Raw genomic sequence first — 20,912 nt, 5'->3', positions numbered from 1 at the left:
GGTCTGTGGAATAGACCTTCCAGAGTTCCGCCGCCCCATGGCAAAACCCATCGACTTCGCCAACCAGTGGTTTGCCGCCAAAGGCTGGAAGCCGTTCGCTTTTCAGAAAGAGGTGTGGGCGGCGGTCAAGGGCGGCCAGTCGGGGTTGCTGCATGCCAGCACCGGCGCCGGCAAGACCTACGCGCTGTGGTTTGCGGCGCTCAATCGCTTTGCCATCACTCGCCCGCCTGTTGTGGGTAAACGTAAACCACCCGCTGAACCGCTGACGGTGCTGTGGATCACGCCCATGCGTGCCTTGGCGGCCGACACCGCCCGCGCCCTCGAAGCACCGCTTGCAGCCTTGCAGATTCCCTGGAGCATCGGCCTGCGCACCGGCGACACCAGCAGCAGCGAGCGCGCTCGCCAGACCCGTCGCCAGCCGACCGCGCTGGTGACCACCCCGGAAAGCCTGACCCTGATGCTGGCCCGCGCCGACAGCCAGGTGAGCCTGGCGCACCTGCGCATGGTGATCGTGGATGAATGGCATGAATTGATCGGCAACAAGCGCGGCGTGCAGTTGCAATTGGCACTGGCGCGGCTGCGGCGCTGGCATCCGGAACTGATAGTGTGGGGCATTTCGGCGACCTTGGGTAACCAATCCCATGCCTTGGAGGTGTTAGTCCCGCAAGGCGACGGGATCAATGTACAGGGGCAAACGGCCAAAGAGTTAAAGGTCGACACCTTGCTGCCGCCGGTCGCCGAGCGCTTTCCCTGGGCCGGGCACATCGGCTTGAAGATGTTGCCCCAGGTAGTGGCCGAGGTCGAAAGCAGCAGCAGTTGCCTGGTGTTTACCAATACCCGGGCCCAGTCGGAAATCTGGTACCAGGCGTTACTGGACGCCCGGCCCGACTGGGCTGGAGTGATTGCCTTGCACCATGGCTCGCTGTCTCGGGAAACCCGCGACTGGGTGGAACGGGCGTTGAAGGATGGCCAGCTCAAGGCCGTGGTGTGCACCTCCAGCCTGGACCTGGGGGTGGACTTCCTACCGGTGGAACGGGTGCTGCAGATCGGCTCGGCCAAAGGCGTCGCACGCCTGATGCAACGCGCCGGGCGCTCGGGGCACGCGCCGGGGCGGCCCTCGCGGGTGACGCTGGTGCCGACCCACAGCCTGGAACTGGTGGAAGCGGCGGCGGCCCAGGATGCGATTGCCCAGCGGCGCATCGAAGCGCGGGAATCGCCGCACAAACCGTTGGATGTACTCGTACAACATTTGGTGAGCATGGCGCTGGGCGGTGGCTTCACGCCAGATGCGCTGCTGGCGGAAGTGCGCGGGGCCTGGGCGTACCGTGACCTCACGGACGCAGACTGGGCATGGGCCCTGGGGTTTGTGCGCCATGGCGGCCTGTCGCTGACGGCCTATCCGGATTACCGTCGCGTAGAGCCGGACGAACAGGGCGTCTGGCGTGTCCCCGATGCCCGTCTGGCGCGCCGTCACCGCATGAGCGTGGGCACCATCGTCAGTGACGCGAGCATCCATTTGAAATACTGGAGCAAGGGCGGGGGCGGCAAGAACCTGGGCAGTGTCGAAGAAGGTTTTATTGCGCGGCTCAAGCCCGGGGATGGTTTCCTGTTCGCCGGGCGTCTGCTGGAGCTGGTGCGCGTGGAAAACATGACCGCCTACGTGCGCCGCAGCACCGCCAAAAAAGCCGCCGTGCCGCGCTGGAATGGCGGGCGCATGCCACTTTCCAACGAGCTGGCCCAGGCGGTGGTGGAGCGCTTTGATGCGGCGGCGCACGGGCATTTCAAGGGGCCGGAAATGCAAGCGGTGCAACCGTTGTTACAGACGCAGTTGCGTTGGTCGGGCCTGCCGACACGCGAGCATCTGCTGGCCGAAGCGCTGAAATCGCGGGAAGGCTGGCACCTGTTTCTTTATCCGTTCGCCGGGCGCCAGGTGCACCTGGGGCTGGCGAGTCTGTTGGCGTGGCGGGTGAGCCAGGGGCAGGCGGTGACGTTTTCGATTGCCGTGAATGACTACGGGCTGGAGTTGCTGAGCGCCACGCCTGTGGATTGGCCGGTGTTGTTGAATGACGCGCTGCTGAGCCCTGAGAACCTGCTGGAAGACGTGGCCGCCAGCCTGAATGCCGGGGAACTGGCCCTGCGCCGCTTTCGCGAGATCGCACGCATCGCCGGGCTGGTGTTCGCCGGCTACCCCGGTGCGCCGAAAAGTACGCGGCAGGTGCAGGCGTCCAGCGGTCTGTTCTTCGAGGTGTTCAAACAGTACGACCCGCAGAACCTGTTGCTGACTCAGGCTGGGGAAGAAGTCCTGTGCGATGAGTTGGATATTCGTCGGCTGGAAGTGGCGTTGCGTCATCTGTCGGCGTTGAAGCTGGACCTGCACCGGATCGAACGGCCGACTCCCCTGGCCTTTCCGCTGCTGGTCGAGCGGATGCGCGAAAGCATGAGTTCGGAAAAACTCTCGGAGCGTATTGCAAGGATGGTCAAGGACCTGGAAAAAGTCGCGGATAACGGGAAGCGCTGATGGTCTGTTCGATAACGCTCGAGGGTGAGCAATTGTGGTTGCTGGCAGACAAGGCGATCTACTGGCCTGCGCGCGGGTGCCTGTTGATTGCCGATGCGCACTTTGGCAAGGCCTCGGCGTACCGCAGCCTGGGGCAGCCGGTGCCGCAAGGAACCACCACTGCCAATCTGGAGCGGCTGGACCGGCTGCTCGCTTCGCATGGGTGCGCGCAGGTGATCTTTCTTGGCGACTTCCTGCATGGTCCCGGCTCTCACGCCAGCGGCACCCTGGGCGCCTTGCGGGCCTGGCGCGAGCGCCATCCCGCGCTGGCCCTGACGCTGGTGCGCGGCAATCACGATAAACGCGCCGGTGACCCACCGCTGGACCTGAGGATTGAAGTGGTTGCGGAACCACTGCTGATGGGCCCCTTTGCCTTGCAGCACGAACCTGACGCCCACCCCAGCCACCACGTGCTGGCGGGGCATGTGCATCCGGTGTACCGCTTGCGCGGCAAGGGCCGGCAAAGCCTACGGTTGCCGTGCTTTCAGATCGGGACACGGGTCAGCTTGTTGCCGGCGTTCGGTGCGTTTACCGGTGGCTTTGCGGTGGAACAGGCCAATGACCACCGACTCTATGTGGTCGGTGATCAGCAGGTGTGGCCAGTGCGCTAGGTATCAGGCGACAGGTGCGGGTGGTGGCTCGTCCGGCAGGGTCGGCTCACCGGGTTCGGTGGGTTGTGGGTAGTCCGGCTCGGGTTGGCCGGGGATGCCGCCCCCGTATGCGGGGTCGGCCATCAGGGACCAGGCCAGAACGCCAATCTGGTTGGGTTCAAGCCGGGCAAGTTCTGCGCTGATTCGCGGGTCGAGCTTCATAAGGTACTCCTCAAGCGTGGCCCGGCACGTTTTACACGCGCCGAGGCAGTACACCTAGATAGAGTCACTTTCTGCAGACTAATTCCCTTAGCATGTAAGACCTTTCGATCAAGCGCGTGGGAGGGTGACGCCGCGCTGGCCCTGGTACTTGCCGGCACGGTCTTTGTAGGACACTTCACAGGCCTCGTCGGACTGCAGGAACAGCATCTGCGCCACACCTTCGTTGGCGTAGATCTTCGCCGGCAAGGTGGTGGTGTTGGAGAACTCGAGGGTTACGTGGCCTTCCCACTCCGGCTCAAGCGGCGTCACGTTGACGATGATGCCGCAGCGCGCGTAGGTGCTTTTACCCAGGCAGATGGTCAGCACGTCACGCGGGATACGGAAGAACTCCACGGTGCGCGCCAGGGCGAAGGAGTTGGGCGGGATGATGCACACGTCGCTCTTGATGTCGACGAAGCTCTTTTCGTCGAAGTTCTTCGGATCGACGATCGCCGAGTTGATATTGGTGAACACCTTGAACTCATCGGCGCAGCGCACATCGTAGCCGTAGCTGGAAACACCGTAGGAAATCACCGGGGCATCGCCTTGGCCACGGATCTGGCGCTCGACGAACGGTTCGATCATGCCGTGCTCTTGCGCCATGCGGCGAATCCACTTGTCCGATTTGATGCTCATGGCGGGTGTCCTGAATAGCGAGGTGGAAAAATTCTGTGGGGCATCTTACCGGGGCCGGCGTTGGGGTTCAAAGGCCACGCGGCTTTTCTTGATGAACGCGCCTGCTGCTATGAGCCGCAGCCAGCGGGGCCGGGACCCGCATTGACGTGCAGGGTGACCGGAAATACCACCGCCAGTCACGAAAATGGAGAAACCTTCGGAAATACCATTGGCACGTTCCGGAAAAAGGGTTAAGGTGGCGCCACTGTGCTGCTTGTGTCACTGAGAATCTCTACACGATATGTTGAATTTCGATCCAACCATCTCCAAGAATTTTTCCTGCTCTTTGCACTCAGTCTCGGCCAGGGCTTTTCCTGAGTCGCAGTTAACTTTGTCCAAGGAGATACACCATGTCTAATCGCCAAACTGGTACCGTTAAGTGGTTCAACGATGAAAAAGGCTTCGGCTTCATCACTCCACAATCCGGTGACGACCTGTTCGTTCACTTCAAAGCTATCCAATCCGACGGCTTCAAAAGCCTGAAAGAAGGCCAACAGGTTTCTTTCATCGCTACCCGCGGTCAGAAAGGCATGCAAGCTGAAGAAGTTCAAGTTATCTAACTTGTACTGACTCAGTCAAAAAGACCCCGCCCTTAAAAGCGGGGTTTTTTTATGCCTGGGATTTGACCCTATGCCCCCTATAAGACTCTGCATAAAACCAATGTGGGAGGGGGCTTGCCCCCGATTGCGGTGTGTCAGTCAATAAAGATTTGACTGAGTCACCGCTATCGGGGGCAAGCCCCCTCCCACATTCAAGCGTTAAAGCTGGGTCGTTACTGAAACAACGACTCACTCGACAAGCCATTCTTCTCCAGGATCTCGCGCAAGCGCTTGAGCCCTTCTACCTGGATCTGCCGTACCCGCTCACGGGTCAGGCCGATCTCCAGGCCTACGTCTTCCAGGGTGCTGCTCTCATGGCCACGCAGGCCGAAGCGGCGAATCACCACCTCGCGCTGTTTGTCCGTGAGCTCCGACAACCACTGGTCAATGCTTTGGGACAGATCATCGTCCTGCAACAGCTCGCAAGGATCCGTAGGACGATCATCGGTCAGGGTGTCCAGCAGGGTTTTATCCGAATCCGGACCCAGCGAGACGTCGACCGAAGACACACGCTCGTTGAGGCCCAGCATGCGCTTGACCTCCCCTACCGGTTTTTCCAGCAGGTTGGCGATTTCTTCGGGCGAAGGTTCATGATCGAGTTTTTGAGTAAGCTCACGCGCTGCCCGCAGGTAGACGTTGAGCTCCTTGACCACATGGATCGGCAACCGGATCGTGCGGGTCTGATTCATGATCGCCCGTTCGATGGTTTGGCGAATCCACCAGGTGGCATAGGTCGAAAAGCGGAAACCCCGCTCAGGGTCGAACTTCTCCACCGCCCGGATCAGACCCAGGTTGCCTTCCTCGATCAGGTCCAACAGGGACAGCCCACGATTGACATAGCGTCGGGCGATTTTCACCACCAGGCGCAGGTTGCTTTCAATCATGCGCTTGCGCCCAGCCGGATCGCCCTTTTGCGACAAGCGCGCAAAATGGACTTCTTCTTCGGGGGTCAGCAGAGGGGAAAAGCCGATTTCATTGAGATACAGCTGGGTCGCATCGAGCGCCCGTGTGTAGTCGATGTACTTGTGTTGCTTTAACGCGGTGGAGTTCTTGGATTTGGTGCGAACTGAAGGTACAGCAGGTCCCTCATTCGACATCGATTCCGTAGCGATACCGGTCTCCATCAGGAGAACCTCATCGTCGATGTCAAACTCCGGCGCTTCTTTACTGAGAGCCATTGTTATAGTCCTTTGGTGAGTTCGACCTCAAGCTCAAGCGGCGCCTTTATCCTTGGCAACGCTGGAGCCTGTTCCTTCTACGTGAGGGAACAGGCTGTGCAACATATCAACGACGGGGTAGGAATTGCAGTGGATCTACAGGCTTCCCTTGACGGCGAATCTCAAAGTGCAGTTTCACCCGGTCTGTACCAGTTGACCCCATTTCGGCAATTGTCTGTCCGACTTTGACCTGCTGCCCCTCCCGAACCAACAGCCTGCGGTTGTGACCGTAAGCACTGACGTAGGTATCGCTGTGTTTGATGATGACCAGCTCGCCGTAGCCCCGTAAACCACTCCCGGCGTACACCACTGTCCCATCAGACGCAGCTAAAACAGGCTGTCCCAAATCTCCGGCGATATCAATGCCTTTATTCAAACTACCGTTTGAAGAGAATTTTCCAATCAGCACTCCGTTTGAGGGCCATCCCCAACCGGTCGGTGCAGGCCCGGCAGGTGGCAACGGCGCGGGTGCCGGCTTGCTTGCAGGAGCGGGCGCCGCGGTGCCTGCAGGCCGGGTAATGATGGTGGTTTTGCTGGAGGACGACGGCGAAGATCCGGTGTTTGTCACAACTGCCGTAGGCGCAGAACCGGTGCGGCCGTCGAAACGAATCGTCTGACCGGGATGTATCGTGTAGGGCACGGGAATATTGTTACGGGCTGCGAGCGCCTTGTAGTCCCAGCCATACCGGAAGGCAATCGAGAACAATGTATCGCCTTTGCGCACCACGTATTGCCCGGTGGTCACCGTCGGCTTTTGCGGGACGGCATTGTTACGGTCAACCACCCGTGCGCCGCTGCTTGGCGAGCTGGAGCAGCCGACCAGCACGGAACTGAAGACGAGGCCAAGCACCAGTCGATGAAAGCTTGTTTTACTCATACGCTGCGCAAGACCTGTGAGACTCACCCGCCGCTCCCTTTGTGGTGGCTGAACATGAATGCCTGTATCAGGCTTGAAATATGACGCAAGTATAACTGGGCATTGGAGTTTTACCGGCACACGACGGAAACGAAACATTCATCGCGTTTAATTCCGACTCCCGATCATGTTGACTCGATGGACCCCGCCGTAAGACACATCCCCGCCAACAGAATTCACTGCCCGCGAACAAATGATCAGGCCAGCGGCCCATTGAGCAACGGCACAAAACGCACGGCCCCCAGCACATGCCGGGAAAAGCCTTCGTCCTCACGGATAATGAGCATCAATTGTTGCACTTCGCCGGAGCCCACCGGTATCACCAGGCGTCCGCCTGGGGCCAGTTGATCGAGCAACGCTTGCGGGATATCGGTGGCCACAGCGGTGACGATGATACCGTTGTACGGCGCCAGCGCCGGCCAGCCTTCCCAGCCGTCACCCCAGCGGAATACCACGTTGCGCAGGTTCAACTCCACCAGACGCTCCTTGGCCCGGTCTTGCAGCACCTTGATGCGCTCGACCGAGAACACGCGCTCCACCAGTTGCGCCAGCACGGCGGTCTGGTAGCCGGAGCCGGTGCCGATTTCCAGCACCTTGTCCAACGGCCCCGCCGCCAGCAGCAGCTCGCTCATGCGCGCCACCATGTACGGTTGGGAGATGGTCTGGTTATGGCCGATGGGCAACGCTGTGTCTTCGTAGGCTCGGTGAGCCAGGGCTTCATCGACAAACAGATGGCGAGGCGTACGCCGGATCACTTCCAGCACCTGGGCGTTGGACAACCCTTCTTCGTACAGGCGCTGGATCAGGCGTTCGCGGGTACGCTGGGACGTCATCCCGATGCCGCGACGCAGCAAGTCGTCTTGTTCACGGCCCATCAGCGCAGCCCCTCCAGCCAGCCATCGAGACCACTGAAGGCATCACTGAAGGTGCGATCAAATTGCAATGGGGTAATCGACACATAGCCTTGCATCACCGCATGAAAGTCCGTGCCTTCACCGCCATCTTCGGCATCACCCGCTGCGGCAATCCAATAGCCTTCCTTGCCACGCGGGTCGACCACCTTCAACGGCGCCGCCGCACGGGCACGATGGCCCAGGCGCGTCAGCTTGATACCGCGAATATGATCAAGGGGCAGGTTGGGAATATTGACGTTGAGCACCGTACGCGGTGGCAGATCCAGAGAGCCATGGGCCTCCACCAGCTTGCGCGCGAAATGCGCAGCGGTTGCCAGGTTATCCAGTTGCCGCGAGGCAAACGAAAAGGCGAACCCAGTACGACCCAGGAAGCGCCCCTCAAGGGCCGCCGCCACGGTCCCGGAATACAGCACATCATCCCCCAGGTTTGCACCCAGGTTGATGCCCGACACCACCAGGTCCGGCGCCTGCTCCAGCAGACTGTTGATTGCCAGGTGGACGCAGTCGGTAGGCGTGCCGTTCACACTGATAAAGCCATTGGCCAGGACTTGCGGGTGCAGCGGACGGTCGAGCGTCAACGAACTGCTGGCGCCACTCTTGTCCTGGTCGGGGGCAACCACCACGCACTCGGCATAATCCTGCAGCGCAGCATAAAGCGCGGCAAGACCGGGTGCGGTGGCACCGTCATCGTTTGATATCAGAATACGCATGGGTTGTCCGTCTGCCCCACCGGCACCAGATCAACAAGCTCGCGCACCAACACAGTGGCGAAGCATCCGGCCGGCAGGACGAATTCCAATTGCAGAATGTCCAGCGAGGGATAATGCCACGTCAAACCGCCAATGGGCAGTCGAAGAATGCGACGTTCCTGGCTCATGCCGGCATTCACCAGCCAATCTCGCAGGTCGGCTTCACCAGCGGCAACCGCCTGTTCCAGCTCGAAGGTTGCACCACTGGCCGGCGAGTCGCCCTCGCCCCACTGCGGCCCGGTCGGGTGCAGGTCCAGGATTGCCAGGCGCGGGTCACTGCATTCCGCTTCGCCAGCCGGAAAAAAACTGCGGCTGTCGGTAAACGCCAGCAGGTCGCCGACCTGGGCCCGTTGCCACGAGCCATCGGCCACACGTGCCGCCAGCACTTTGTTGAACAAAAAGCTGCGGGCGGTGGACAACAACCGCGAACGCACATTGCGCTGTTCCGGCAAGGCTTTGCGGGCGGCCCACTCGCGAGCGTCCACGACATTGCCGCCATTGTGGCCAAAGCGCTGGGCACCGAAATAGTTGGGAATGCCGTGTTGGGCAATCTGTTGCAACCGCGCATCGATGGCTGCGGTATCACCGGCCAACTGCGTCAGACGCAAAGTGAACCCATTGGCCGAATGCGCACCGCGCTGCAGCTTGCGCTTGTGGCGAGCGGTCTTGAGAACCTTGAGCGTGTCGTTCTCTGCCGCGCTCATGTCCGGGTCGGCCTTGCCCGGCAGTTGCACGCTGAACCATTGGCGAGTCAACGCCTGGCGATCCTTGAGCCCGGCATAGCTGACGGTGCGTAACGGCACGCCGGCCGCCCTGGCGATACGCCGCGCGGCTTCCTCGGTGTTGAGGCCGCGCTTTTCCACCCACAACCACAGGTGTTCGCCTTCGCCGGTCAGCGGAATGTCCAGCACTTCGTCAACCTGGAAGTCTTCGGCCGTCGCCTTCAGTACCGCGCTGCCCAAGGCCTCGCCATAGGCCCGAGGGCCCAGCAGTTGCAGGTCATTCATGCGCGCAGCAACAAGGCAACGGAGTGCACGGCAATGCCCTCTTCACGGCCGGTGAACCCGAGCTTTTCGGTGGTGGTGGCTTTCACGTTGACTTGATCCAGTTCAATTTGCAGGTCGGCGGCAATCAGCGCGCGCATCGACTCGATATGCGGGGCCATCTTCGGCGCCTGGGCCACGATGGTGTTGTCGACGTTGCCGACTTTCCAGCCCTTGGCATGGATCAGGCCAACCACATGGCGCAGCAAGACGCGGCTGTCCGCGCCCTTGAACGTCGGGTCGGTGTCCGGAAAGTGCTTGCCGATATCACCCAACGCCGCCGCGCCGAGCAAGGCATCGCTCAAGGCATGCAACACGACGTCGCCGTCGGAATGAGCCTGCAAACCATGGTGGTGCGCAATGCGCACGCCGCCCAGGGTGATGAAATCGCCTTCGGCGAAACGGTGCACATCGTAGCCGTGGCCAATACGCATAAAAAAACGCCCCGATTTAATTCAGGGCGTGATTCTACCTACTTTTGCCTCACATTAACCGAGCAAAGCACGGCCATGGTGTCGCAAATGGTCTTCGATGAAGCTGGCGATAAAGAAGTAGCTGTGGTCATAGCCCGGTTGCAGGCGCAGTTCCAGCGGGTGGTTGGCCGCCTTGGCTGCCTGCTGCAGGGCTTCGGGCTTGAGTTGCACGGCGAGGAAGTCGTCGCGGTCGCCCTGGTCAACCAGCAGTGGCAGCTTTTCCGTAGCTTCGCTGATCAGCACACAGGTGTCCCACTCGCGCCATTTTGAACGCTCTTCGCCCAAGTAGCGGGAGAACGCTTTCTGGCCCCACGGGCAATCCATCGGGTTGTTGATCGGCGAAAACGCCGACACCGACAGGTAGCGCCCGGGGTTGCGCAAGGCACAGACCAGCGCACCGTGGCCACCCATGGAGTGGCCGCTGATGCCACGTTTATCCGAGGCAGGGAAATGCCCTTCGATCAACGCCGGCAATTCTTGCACGACGTAGTCATACATCCGGTAGTGCTTGGCCCAGGGTTCCTGGGTGGCATTCAGATAAAAGCCGGCACCGAGACCGAAATCCCAAGCGTTATCCGGGTCGTCCGGCACACCCGGACCTCGCGGGCTGGTGTCCGGCGCCACGATGATCAACCCCAGCTCGGCAGCCATGCGCTGCGCGCCCGCCTTCTGCATGAAGTTCTCATCGGTGCAAGTGAGACCGGACAGCCAGTACAGCACCGGCAACTTGCCGCCCTGCTCCGCTTGCGGCGGCAGGTAGACAGCGAAGGTCATGTCACAACCAAGCACATCGGAATGATGCTTGTAGCGTTTATGCCAGCCGCCGAAACTCTTCTGGCACGACAGGTTTTCCAGACTCATGGCGAACCTCAGAAGTGGATGACGGTACGAATGCTCTTGCCTTCATGCATCAGGTCAAACGCTTTGTTGATGTCTTCCAGGCCCATGGTGTGGGTGATGAAGGTGTCCAGCGGGATCTCGCCGGTCTGGGCCATTTCTACGTAGCTTGGCAGTTCTGAGCGACCACGCACGCCACCGAAGGCCGAACCGCGCCAGACGCGACCGGTCACCAACTGGAATGGACGGGTGGCGATTTCCTGGCCGGCACCGGCCACGCCGATGATCACCGACTCGCCCCAGCCTTTGTGGCAGCACTCGAGGGCGGCGCGCATCAGTTGCACGTTGCCGATACATTCGAAGGAGAAGTCCACGCCGCCGTCGGTGAGGTCGACGATCACGTCCTGGATCGGACGATCGTAGTCTTTCGGGTTGATGCAGTCGGTGGCGCCCAGTTGCTTGGCGATTTCAAACTTGGCCGGGTTGATATCGATGGCGATGATGCGACCCGCCTTGGCCTTGACCGCACCGATCACTGCCGACAGGCCGATACCGCCAAGGCCGAAGATGGCCACGGTATCGCCTGGCTTGACCTTGGCGGTGTTGATTACCGCGCCGATGCCCGTGGTGACGCCGCAACCGAGCAGGCAGACTTTTTCCAGGGGCGCCTCTTTAGGAATCCTGGCCACGGAGATTTCCGGCAGCACGGTGTATTCGGAGAACGTCGAAGTGCCCATGTAGTGGAAAATCGGCTGGCCTTTGTAGGAGAAACGCGTGGTGCCGTCCGGCATCAGGCCTTTGCCCTGGGTGGAACGGATGGCCTGGCACAGGTTGGTCTTGCCCGACAGGCAGAACTTGCACTTGCCGCATTCCGGGGTGTACAGCGGGATCACATGGTCGCCGACAGCCACCGACGTCACGCCTTCGCCGATCGCTTCAACCACGGCACCGCCTTCGTGACCGAGGATCGACGGGAAGATACCTTCCGGGTCGGCGCCCGACAGGGTATAGGCGTCGGTATGGCACACGCCGGACGCGACCACGCGCAACAGCACTTCACCCGCCTTGGGCATGGCGACATCCACTTCGACGATCTCAAGGGGCTTCTTGGCTTCGAAGGCTACGGCGGCGCGGGACTTGATCATCCAGGTTTCTCCAGGAAGTTAAAAAACTGAGTGTGTGAGTGTAAAACATGCCTGACTGATGAATAATCCAGGCAAAAGCAAAACTTTATTGCTGTACAGGGATAATCGACGTGCTTGAAAACCGCTGGGAAGGTATCGACGAATTTGTCGCGGTGGCCGAATGCGGCCAATTCACAGCGGCGGCGGAACGGCTGGGGGTGTCGTCTTCCCATATCAGCCGGCAGGTGGCGCGTCTGGAAGAACGCCTGCAAACCCGCTTGCTATATCGCAGTACGCGCAAAGTGACGTTGACCGAAGCAGGCCAGACGTTCCTGCAACACTGCCAACGCCTGCAGGACGGGCGTGAAGAAGCCCTGCGCGCCGTAGGTGACCTCACCAGCGAGCCCAAGGGCATGTTGCGCATGACCTGCGCGGTGGCGTATGGCGAGCGCTTTATCGTGCCGCTGGTCACCCGGTTCATGGGGCTGTATCCGCAATTGCGGGTGGATATCGAGCTGAGCAACCGCCAGTTGGACCTGGTGCACGAAGGCCTCGACCTGGCGATCCGCCTGGGGCGTTTGCAGGATTCGCGCATGGTCGCCAGCCGACTGGCGCCGAGGCGCATGTACCTGTGTGCGTCGCCGTCCTACCTCGCTCGGTATGGTCGGCCACATAGCTTGTCGGAATTGAGCCGGCATAACTGCCTCATCGGCAGCTCGGATATCTGGCAACTGGCCCAGGACGGCCGGGAATTTTCCCAGCGCGTGCAGGGAAACTGGCGCTGCAACAGTGGGCAAGCGGTGTTGGATGCGGCGTTACAGGGCGTCGGGTTGTGCCAGTTGCCGGACTATTACGTGCTGGAGCATTTGCACAGTGGCGCGCTGGTGTCGTTGCTGGAGGCGCATCAACCGCCGAATACGGCGGTGTGGGCGCTGTATCCACAACAGAGGCATTTGTCGCCGAAGGTCAGGAAGTTGGTGGATTTCTTGAAGGAGGGGCTGGCTGAAAGGCCGGAGTACAGCAGTTGACTGTTGGTGGTTTGGACGGGCCTCATCGGGGGCAAGCCCCCCTCCCACACTTGGAATGCATTTCAATGTGGGAGGGGGCTTGCCCCCGATGAGGTCGACACGGTATCGCGGATTACCTGCGGTTGACCCACCGCAGCCGTAGCCATTCCAGATCTTCGGGCCGGGTCACCTTGATGTTGTCCGAGCGCCCTTCGATCAGGCGTGGCGACTGGCCGGACCACTCCATGGCCGAAGCTTCATCGGTAATCACCGCATCCGCCACCAGACTGTCGGCCAAGGCACGATGCAAAGCCCCCAGGCGGAACATCTGCGGCGTATAAGCCTGCCAGATCAGGCTGCGATCGACGGTCTCGACCACACGGCCACGCTTGTCGACGCGCTTGAGGGTGTCGCGGGCCGGTACGGCCAACAGGCCGCCGACCGGGTCGTCCGCCAGTTGGGCGAGCAAGCTGTCCAGATCATCACGGCTCAGGTTCGGCCGTGCCGCATCATGCACCAACACCCAATCGTCATCACTGGCGCCCAGGGCATTGAGCTGAAGCAGCGCATTGAGCACAGACCCCGAACGCTCGTCGCCGCCGTCCGCACGCACGATGCGCGGGTCGTTGGCACAAGGCAGGTTGGGCCAGTAAGGATCATCGACAGCAAGACTGACCACCAACCCTTTAAGGTCTGGATGGTCAAGAAAACAGCCAAGGCTGTGTTCGAGAATAGTGCGCCCACCCAGTTGCAGATATTGCTTGGGACGGTCCGCGGCCATACGGGCACCGACGCCCGCGGCAGGAATCACGGCCCAGAAGGCCGGCAAACGGCTACTCATTGGGCCAACTGGTAGAGGGTTTCACCCTCCTTGACCATGCCCAATTCATGACGAGCCCGCTCTTCAACGGTCTCCGTACCTTTTTTCAACTCAAGCACTTCGGCATCGAGGACGCGGTTGCGCTCCAGCAGGCGTTCGTTTTCGGCGTGCTGGTCGGCAATTTGCTGGGTCAGGTCTTTTACCTGCGCAAAGCTGCCATTACCCACCCATAGGCGGTACTGCAGGCCAGCCAGCAACAAGAGCAAGACGAGGAACAACCAATTGGGACTGCGCATCGAATATCGGGTATCCAGTGAAAAAAGACCGCCATGCAAAACTTTTGCAGCAACTGATAGCACGAAGCCTGGAAAAACCAGGCTTGTGCTTGATCGCCATCAGATTAGCGTCGAAATCCACACTGTCGTGAGTTTTCCGACGCAATCCGCCGACTTTTTACCATGTTTCACCATCAACTAGCGATCAGCCGCGAAACTCGCCGCGACCGTTGTACTTGGCCTTGCCAGCCAGTTGCTCTTCGATACGCAGCAATTGGTTGTACTTGGAAACACGGTCGGAACGGCACAGGGAACCGGTCTTGATCTGGCCAGCCGAGGTGCCCACGGCCAGGTCGGCAATGGTCGAATCTTCGGTTTCGCCGGAGCGGTGCGAGATCACGGCGGTGTAGCCCGCAGCCTTGGCCATCTGGATGGCCTCCAGGGTTTCGGTCAGGGTGCCGATCTGGTTGAACTTGATCAGGATCGAGTTGGCGATCTTTTTATCGATGCCTTCTTTCAGGATCTTGGTGTTGGTCACGAACAGGTCGTCGCCCACCAGTTGGATTTTCTCGCCGATCTTGTCGGTGAGGATTTTCCAGCCGTCCCAATCGGACTCGTCCAGGCCGTCTTCGATCGAGATGATCGGGTAGCGCTGGGTCAGGCCCTTCAGGTATTCGGCGAAACCTTCGGAGTTGAACACCTGGCCTTCGCCGGACAGGTTGTACTTACCGTCCTCGTAGAACTCGCTGGCCGCGCAGTCCAGGGCCAGGGTCACGTCGGTGCCCAGCTTGTAGCCAGCGTTGGCCACGGCTTCGGAGATCACTTTCAGAGCATCTTCGTTGGACGCCAGGTTCGGTGCAAAACCGCCTTCGTCACCCACCGCAGTGCTCAGGCCACGGGCCTTCAGCACAGCCTTGAGGTGATGGAAAATCTCGGTGCCCATGCGCAGGCCTTCGGAGAAGGACTTGGCGCCGACCGGCTGTACCATGAATTCCTGGATATCGACGTTGTTATCGGCATGCTCGCCACCGTTGATGATGTTCATCATCGGTACCGGCATCGAGTAGACGCCCGGGGTGCCGTTCAGGTTGGCAATGTGCGCGTACAGCGGCAGGTCCTGGTCCTGTGCGGCGGCCTTGGCGGCAGCCAAGGACACGGCGAGGATGGCGTTGGCGCCCAGGCTGCCTTTGTTTTCGGTGCCGTCGAGCTTGATCATCGCGTGGTCCAGGGCTTTCTGGTCCAGCGGGTCCTTGCCCAGCAACAGGTCACGGATCGGGCCGTTGATGTTGGCCACGGCTTTCAGTACACCTTTGCCCAGGTAACGGCCCTTGTCGCCATCACGCAGTTCCAGCGCTTCGCGCGAACCGGTAGAAGCACCGGACGGCGCGCAGGCGCTGCCGATGATGCCGTTATCGAGAAGCACGTCGGCTTCGACGGTGGGGTTGCCACGGGAGTCGAGAACTTCACGACCTTTGATGTCGACGATTTTTGCCATTGTTGTAAACACTCCAAAGTTGACGAAAACGACGCAGCTGAAGGGAATCTTTTGACCGACCGCAAGGGTGGAACAACGGGGCAGGCTTGCAGGCGACAAGGCTCAGGCCCGTAGGCCTGAGCGTAAAGCGTGGGAAAGTCTACCGGAGAAACGACGCTTACGCGGTCTCTACCGTCGGAAAACTCTTGACCAGTTCGTCCAACTGCTTGAGCTGGGCCAGGAACGGCTCCAGCTTGTCCAGGCGCAGGGCACATGGGCCGTCGCATTTGGCGTTGTCCGGGTCCGGGTGGGCTTCCAGGAACAGGCCAGCCAGGGACTGGCTGATGCCTGCCTTGGCCAGGTCCAGCACCTGGGCACGGCGCCCGCCCGCGGAATCGGCGCGACCACCGGGCATTTGCAGCGCGTGGGTCACGTCGAAGAACACCGGGTATTCGAACTGTTTCATGATGCCGAAACCAAGCATATCCACCACGAGGTTGTTGTAGCCGAAGCTCGAACCCCGCTCGCAGAGGATCAGTTGGTCGTTACCCGCTTCCACGCACTTGTTCAGGATGTGTTTCATCTCCTGGGGTGCGAGGAACTGGGCTTTCTTGATATTGATCACAGCGCCGGTCCTGGCCATCGCGACGACCAGGTCGGTCTGGCGCGACAGGAAGGCCGGCAACTGGATGATGTCGCACACCTCGGCGACCACGGCAGCCTGCTCAGGCTCGTGGACGTCGGTGATGATCGGCACGCCGAAGGCTTGCTTGATGTCCTGGAAGATCCGCATGCCTTCTTCAAGGCCCGGGCCGCGATAGGATGTCACGGACGAACGGTTGGCCTTGTCGAAGCTGGCCTTGAATACGTAAGGGATACCGAGCTTCTCGGTGACCTTGACGTACTCTTCACAGACCTGCATCGCCATGTCACGGCTTTCCAGCACGTTCATGCCACCGAACAGCACCATGGGCTTGTCGTTGGCAATCTCGATGTCGCCTACGCGAATGATCTTCTGGGCCATCAGGGTTACGCCTTCTTCTGGTGTTGCGTCAGGGCTGCCTTGACGAAACCGCTGAACAACGGGTGACCGTCGCGCGGCGTCGAGGTGAACTCAGGGTGGAACTGGCACGCCACGAACCACGGATGATCCGGCGCCTCGACCACTTCAACCAGCGCGCCGTCACCGGAGCGACCGGAGATCTTCAGGCCGGCCTCTTTGATCTGCGGCAGCAGGTTGTTGTTCACTTCGTAGCGGTGACGGTGACGCTCGACAATCACGTCCTTGCCATAGCAGTCGTGAACCAGCGAGCCCGGCTCCAGCAGGCAGTCCTGCGCACCCAGGCGCATGGTGCCGCCCAGGTCGGAGGCTTCGGTGCGGACTTCGACGGCGCCGGTGGCATCTTCCCACTCGGTGATCAGGCCCACGACCGGGTGACCGCTCTTGCTGTCGAACTCGGTGGAGTTGGCGTCTTTCCAGCCCAGCACGTTACGGGCGAACTCGATGACAGCCACTTGCATGCCCAGGCAGATCCCCAGGTACGGCACCTTGTTTTCACGAGCGTACTGAACCGCGGTGATCTTGCCTTCCACGCCACGCAGGCCGAAACCGCCTGGCACGAGGATCGCGTCGACACCTTCGAGCAGCGCGGTACCCTGATTCTCGATGTCTTCGGAGTCGATGTAGCGCAGGTTGACCTTGGTACGGTTGCTGATACCCGCGTGGCTCATCGCTTCGATCAGCGACTTGTACGCGTCCAGCAGCTCCATGTACTTGCCGACCATGGCGATGGTGACTTCGTGCTCAGGGTTGAGCTTGGCGTCGACCACGGCTTCCCACTCGGACAGGTCCGCGCCGTTGCATTGCAGGCCGAAGCGCTCGACCACAAAATCGTCCAGGCCTTGGGAGTGCAGGATGCCCGGGATCTTGTAGATGGTGTCGGCGTCTTCCAGCGCGATCACCGCACGTTCTTCAACGTTGGTGAATTGCGCGATCTTGCGACGCGAGGAAATGTCGATCGGGTGATCGGAGCGGCACACCAGCACGTCCGGCTGCAGGCCGATGGAACGCAGTTCCTTGACCGAGTGCTGGGTAGGCTTGGTTTTGGTTTCGCCGGCGGTGGCGATGTACGGCACCAGGGTCAGGTGCATCAGCATCGCGCGCTTGGCGCCGACTTCGAAACGCAACTGGCGGATGGCTTCGAGGAACGGTTGGGACTCGATGTCACCCACGGTGCCACCGATCTCGACCATCGCCACATCGGCATCACCGGCACCCTTGATGATGCGGCGCTTGATTTCGTCGGTGATGTGCGGGATCACCTGGATGGTTGCACCCAGGTAGTCACCACGGCGCTCCTTGCGCAACACGTGCTCGTAGACACGGCCGGTGGTGAAGTTGTTGTTCTGGGTCATGGTCGTGCGGATGAACCGCTCGTAGTGGCCCAGGTCCAGGTCGGTTTCGGCGCCGTCGTGGGTGACGAACACTTCACCGTGCTGGAACGGGCTCATGGTGCCCGGGTCAACGTTGATGTACGGGTCCAGCTTGAGCATGGTGACCTTAAGTCCCCGCGCCTCCAGGATGGCCGCCAATGAAGCGGAGGCAATGCCTTTCCCCAATGAAGAAACAACACCGCCCGTGACGAATATGTAGCGCGTCATGAAAAACCCTAGAAGTCTGCGTTAAAGCGGTCCGAGCCGCCGGGGAAAGCGAAGGAAGGCCGAAGCCCCCGATCACCTGCATTAATCACAGTGCACCTTTCAAAAAAACCGCCGCGTGGTGACAGACCAGCAATGAAACACCGGTACGTTGATCGCTACACATTTTTTGGAATCGCCCAGCAAAGACTGCTTGGTAATCGGCAACTGCTGCGATTCAGCCGAATCCACAGAAGTTGTATCAAGAAGGGAGCGTAGTCTACCGGAAAGGCGCTATCAGCTCAAACCTTGATCGCAGGTCTGTGGCATCCAATGTAATTGCCAGTCACCACTTGCCGCCGGCCACAGTCCCACAAGGCTGGGTGCACCCAGCAATTGCTGGCCGCGATACAGCAGCGGCAATCTGCCACGGACGAAACCCGGCAGGCCACTTTCGTTAAGCAGGCGCTTCAAATCACGCCGGCCTCGACCGGGTACGTCGAGGATTTCGCCGCCCTGGCGGTAGCGGACCTCCAGCGGGCCTGCGGGCACGCTGCCCGTGAGCGTCAACTGACCATTACCGGGTAACTCTAGTGGGTTTTGTGGATCGGACCAGCTCAGCGATGCGTCGGAAAATTCTGATCCTGCGCGAGGCAGCCACCAGATGCGCTCGCCACCGCGATGCAACTCACCGTCGGCCAGGCGCCATAGAGGTTGTGCGTCACCCCTGGCATCGCGCAGGGAATACCAGCCTGCCCAGTGGTCACTGTCGGGCAGGCGCGTCAGCGGCGTCAGCCAATGACGCAGGGCGTTGCGCTGACGGGCGTCGGAAAGCTCACGCAGCGGCGCAAGAGCCAAGGACGGCAAATTCAGCCAGGGAAAAGGGGAAGGTTGATCGGCGGCCTGCAGGTCCATCTGCGCCAGCTCATCGAGCAGGCCCTGGGCTTCACTCAGGTGTTCGGCGGTGCGCGCCAGGCTTGAGACGGCCTGAGGCCAGCGTTCCGTCAGTGCAGGAAGCACGCGGTGACGCAGGTAATTACGGGAGAAACGCAAATCTGCGTTGGAAGGGTCTTCGATCCATTTGAGCTGATACTGGCGTGCGTAGGCTTCCAACTCGTCCCTGGAGACACGCAACAATGGCCTTACCAGGTAGCCACTTGCCAATCGGCGCTGCACGGGCATCGCTGCCAACCCGCGCACCCCAGCCCCACGCAGCAGGCGGAACAACAGTGTTTCTGCCTGGTCTTCACGATGCTGGCCGGTGAGCATCACCTGCCCCGCCCCGATCACCTCGGTAAATGCCTGGTAGCGCGCATCACGGGCGGCACGCTCGAGGCTGGCGCCGGGTTGTACCTGCACGCCCATCACGCGCAAAGGCACGCCCAGGCTGTCACAGATCGACTGGCAATGAGCCGGCCACGCGTCGGCGGCAGCCTGCAGGCCGTGGTGGACATGGACAGCGCTGAGGGGTGGCAGGGTTTCGGTTTTCGCCAGGTTGGCCAGGAGGTGCAGCAGGACGGTGGAATCAAGGCCACCGGAGAGTGCGATGTGCCAGGCCGGGGCGCTGCGCCAAGGCGCTAGGATTTGCATGAGTTTGGCGGGCAGAGCCGGTTTCATGACAAGTTACCGCCTCTGGTCTGGAATACGCTCACCAAGCATACACAACGCAAATGTGGGAGGGGGCAAGCCCCCTCCCACATTTGGGTATTGCGTGGGTCTTAGAGACCGTAGCTCATCAGGCGCTCGTAACGACGAGCCAGCAGCGCTTCGTTATCCAGCTTCTTGAGCATCGCCAGTTGCGAACCCAGTTCGGCACGGATGGTCGCAGCAGCAGCAGCCGGGTCACGGTGAGCGCCGCCCAATGGCTCGGCGATCACTTTGTCCACGATCCCAAGGCCTTTGAGGCGATCGGCGGTGATGCCCATGGCTTCGGCAGCGTCCGGTGCCTTTTCGGCGGTTTTCCATAGGATAGAGGCGCAACCTTCCGGCGAGATCACCGCGTAGGTCGAGTATTGCAGCATGTTCAACTGGTCGCAGACGCCGATGGCCAGTGCACCGCCGGAACCGCCTTCACCAATCACGGTGGCAATGATCGGGGTTTTCAGGCGGGCCATGACGCGCAGGTTCCAGGCGATAGCCTCGCTCTGGTTACGCTCTTCGGCGTCGATCCCGGGATAAGCGCCCGGGGTGTCGATGAAGGTCAGGATCGGCATCTTGAAGCGCTCGGCCATTTCCATCAGGCGGCACGCCTTGCGGTAGCCCTCTGGACGCGGCATGCCAAAGTTGCGACGGACCTTCTCGCGCACTTCACGGCCTTTCTGGTGACCGATCACCATCACCGGCTGGTCGTCCAGGCGAGCGATACCGCCGACGATGGCTGCGTCGTCGGAGAAGTGGCGGTCGCCATGCAGCTCGTCGAACTCGGTGAAGATGTGCTGAATGTAGTCCAGGGTGTACGGGCGGCGCGGGTGGCGAGCCAGGCGCGCAATCTGCCAGCTGGTCAGCTTGCCGAAGATGTCTTCGGTGAGCGTTTTGCTCTTGTCTTGCAGGCGGGAGATCTCATCGCCGATATTCAGCGAATTGTCATTGCCGACCAGGCGCAGCTCTTCGATCTTGGCTTGCAGGTCAGCGATCGGCTGTTCGAAATCAAGAAAATTCGGGTTCATAAGCGTCCGTCTTGGGTCGACGGCCAGGGCGTGCCTGGCCAGCCGGTTGTCTATTCGCGCCCTACCTTAAGGGAGAGG

At 60.7% G+C, this 20,912-nt stretch carries 21 protein-coding genes; 4 read left to right on the top strand and 17 right to left on the bottom strand.

Annotated features, from left to right (window positions below):
• Nucleotides 1-37 precede the first annotated feature (37 nt).
• The gene (locus tag BM017_RS03175; protein ID WP_092241189.1) at nt 38-2,518 is read left to right on the top strand and encodes a ligase-associated DNA damage response DEXH box helicase; all 2,481 of its coding nucleotides are present in this window, start codon (nt 38-40) and stop codon (nt 2,516-2,518) included.
• On the top strand, nt 2,518-3,168 hold the full coding sequence (gene pdeM / locus BM017_RS03170) for a ligase-associated DNA damage response endonuclease PdeM (protein WP_092241187.1): 651 nt from the start codon (nt 2,518-2,520) through the stop codon (nt 3,166-3,168). The genes BM017_RS03175 and pdeM overlap by 1 nt, the downstream gene beginning before the upstream one ends.
• 3 nt (nt 3,169-3,171) lie before the next feature.
• On the opposite strand, the gene BM017_RS03165 is transcribed toward pdeM, so the two are convergent.
• Nucleotides 3,172-3,369: a hypothetical protein gene (locus BM017_RS03165; RefSeq protein WP_058425267.1), complete on the bottom strand. Its 198-nt coding sequence runs from the start codon at nt 3,367-3,369 to the stop codon at nt 3,172-3,174.
• A gap of 108 nt (nt 3,370-3,477) precedes the next feature.
• Nucleotides 3,478-4,044 (bottom strand): dCTP deaminase, encoded by a 567-nt coding sequence (dcd, locus tag BM017_RS03160; RefSeq protein WP_071488817.1) that lies wholly within the window; start codon nt 4,042-4,044, stop codon nt 3,478-3,480.
• Between the two features lie 389 nt (nt 4,045-4,433).
• Here dcd and BM017_RS03155 point away from each other — a divergent pair, with 389 nt between their 5' ends.
• The gene (locus tag BM017_RS03155; protein ID WP_002554837.1) at nt 4,434-4,643 is read left to right on the top strand and encodes a cold-shock protein; all 210 of its coding nucleotides are present in this window, start codon (nt 4,434-4,436) and stop codon (nt 4,641-4,643) included.
• Between the two features lie 212 nt (nt 4,644-4,855).
• Here BM017_RS03155 and rpoS read toward each other — a convergent pair whose 3' ends face one another.
• The 8 genes from rpoS to BM017_RS03115 form a co-directional block, all read right to left on the bottom strand.
• Nucleotides 4,856-5,860, bottom strand: a complete 1,005-nt coding sequence (gene rpoS / locus BM017_RS03150) for an RNA polymerase sigma factor RpoS (protein WP_025855149.1) — start codon at nt 5,858-5,860, stop codon at nt 4,856-4,858.
• A gap of 106 nt (nt 5,861-5,966) precedes the next feature.
• Nucleotides 5,967-6,803, bottom strand: coding sequence for a peptidoglycan DD-metalloendopeptidase family protein (locus tag BM017_RS03145; RefSeq protein ID WP_092241185.1), 837 nt, complete (start codon nt 6,801-6,803; stop codon nt 5,967-5,969).
• A 209-nt stretch (nt 6,804-7,012) separates the two neighbouring features.
• A complete protein-coding gene (locus BM017_RS03140) occupies nt 7,013-7,648 on the bottom strand; it encodes a protein-L-isoaspartate(D-aspartate) O-methyltransferase (RefSeq protein ID WP_170856035.1) in 636 nt (211 codons plus the stop codon).
• Nucleotides 7,649-7,689: 41 nt separating this feature from the next.
• On the bottom strand, nt 7,690-8,439 hold the full coding sequence (gene surE / locus BM017_RS03135; protein WP_071488814.1) for a 5'/3'-nucleotidase SurE: 750 nt from the start codon (nt 8,437-8,439) through the stop codon (nt 7,690-7,692).
• Nucleotides 8,427-9,485, bottom strand: a complete 1,059-nt coding sequence (truD, locus tag BM017_RS03130; RefSeq protein WP_092241183.1) for a tRNA pseudouridine(13) synthase TruD — start codon at nt 9,483-9,485, stop codon at nt 8,427-8,429. Before truD ends, surE begins: the two co-directional genes overlap by 13 nt.
• On the bottom strand, nt 9,482-9,955 hold the full coding sequence (ispF, locus tag BM017_RS03125) for a 2-C-methyl-D-erythritol 2,4-cyclodiphosphate synthase (RefSeq protein WP_092241181.1): 474 nt from the start codon (nt 9,953-9,955) through the stop codon (nt 9,482-9,484). Before ispF ends, truD begins: the two co-directional genes overlap by 4 nt.
• A 54-nt stretch (nt 9,956-10,009) precedes the next feature.
• Nucleotides 10,010-10,855, bottom strand: a complete 846-nt coding sequence (gene fghA / locus BM017_RS03120; RefSeq protein WP_071488812.1) for an S-formylglutathione hydrolase — start codon at nt 10,853-10,855, stop codon at nt 10,010-10,012.
• Nucleotides 10,856-10,863: 8 nt separating this feature from the next.
• A complete protein-coding gene (locus BM017_RS03115) occupies nt 10,864-11,976 on the bottom strand; it encodes an S-(hydroxymethyl)glutathione dehydrogenase/class III alcohol dehydrogenase (protein WP_071488811.1) in 1,113 nt (370 codons plus the stop codon).
• A 110-nt stretch (nt 11,977-12,086) separates the two neighbouring features.
• Here BM017_RS03115 and BM017_RS03110 point away from each other — a divergent pair, with 110 nt between their 5' ends.
• Complete coding sequence (locus tag BM017_RS03110; RefSeq protein WP_071488810.1) at nt 12,087-12,983, top strand: LysR substrate-binding domain-containing protein; 897 nt, start codon at nt 12,087-12,089, stop codon at nt 12,981-12,983.
• 112 nt (nt 12,984-13,095) lie between these two features.
• Here the strand turns inward: BM017_RS03110 and ispD are convergent, their stop codons facing one another.
• From ispD to BM017_RS03075, 7 genes are all read right to left on the bottom strand, one after another.
• Nucleotides 13,096-13,803 (bottom strand): 2-C-methyl-D-erythritol 4-phosphate cytidylyltransferase, encoded by a 708-nt coding sequence (gene ispD, locus BM017_RS03105; RefSeq protein ID WP_092241179.1) that lies wholly within the window; start codon nt 13,801-13,803, stop codon nt 13,096-13,098.
• On the bottom strand, nt 13,800-14,078 hold the full coding sequence (ftsB, locus tag BM017_RS03100) for a cell division protein FtsB (protein WP_003172294.1): 279 nt from the start codon (nt 14,076-14,078) through the stop codon (nt 13,800-13,802). The genes ispD and ftsB overlap by 4 nt, the downstream gene beginning before the upstream one ends.
• Before the next feature lie 184 nt (nt 14,079-14,262).
• Nucleotides 14,263-15,552 (bottom strand): phosphopyruvate hydratase, encoded by a 1,290-nt coding sequence (gene eno, locus BM017_RS03095; protein ID WP_071488808.1) that lies wholly within the window; start codon nt 15,550-15,552, stop codon nt 14,263-14,265.
• Nucleotides 15,553-15,709: 157 nt separating this feature from the next.
• Nucleotides 15,710-16,555 (bottom strand): 3-deoxy-8-phosphooctulonate synthase, encoded by an 846-nt coding sequence (kdsA, locus tag BM017_RS03090; RefSeq protein ID WP_027604465.1) that lies wholly within the window; start codon nt 16,553-16,555, stop codon nt 15,710-15,712.
• 5 nt (nt 16,556-16,560) lie between these two features.
• A complete protein-coding gene (locus BM017_RS03085; RefSeq protein WP_071488807.1) occupies nt 16,561-18,192 on the bottom strand; it encodes a CTP synthase in 1,632 nt (543 codons plus the stop codon).
• Nucleotides 18,193-18,465: 273 nt separating this feature from the next.
• A complete protein-coding gene (tilS, locus tag BM017_RS03080; protein WP_092241177.1) occupies nt 18,466-19,785 on the bottom strand; it encodes a tRNA lysidine(34) synthetase TilS in 1,320 nt (439 codons plus the stop codon).
• 101 nt (nt 19,786-19,886) lie between these two features.
• Nucleotides 19,887-20,834: an acetyl-CoA carboxylase carboxyltransferase subunit alpha gene (locus BM017_RS03075; RefSeq protein WP_058425278.1), complete on the bottom strand. Its 948-nt coding sequence runs from the start codon at nt 20,832-20,834 to the stop codon at nt 19,887-19,889.
• Between the last annotated feature and the right edge of the window lie 78 nt (nt 20,835-20,912).

The organism is Pseudomonas sp. NFPP04 (assembly GCF_900113815.1).
Lineage (GTDB): Bacteria > Pseudomonadota > Gammaproteobacteria > Pseudomonadales > Pseudomonadaceae > Aquipseudomonas > Aquipseudomonas extremorientalis.
Note: the sequence above shows the minus strand (reverse complement) of the source record. Positions and strands in the feature narration are given on the sequence as shown.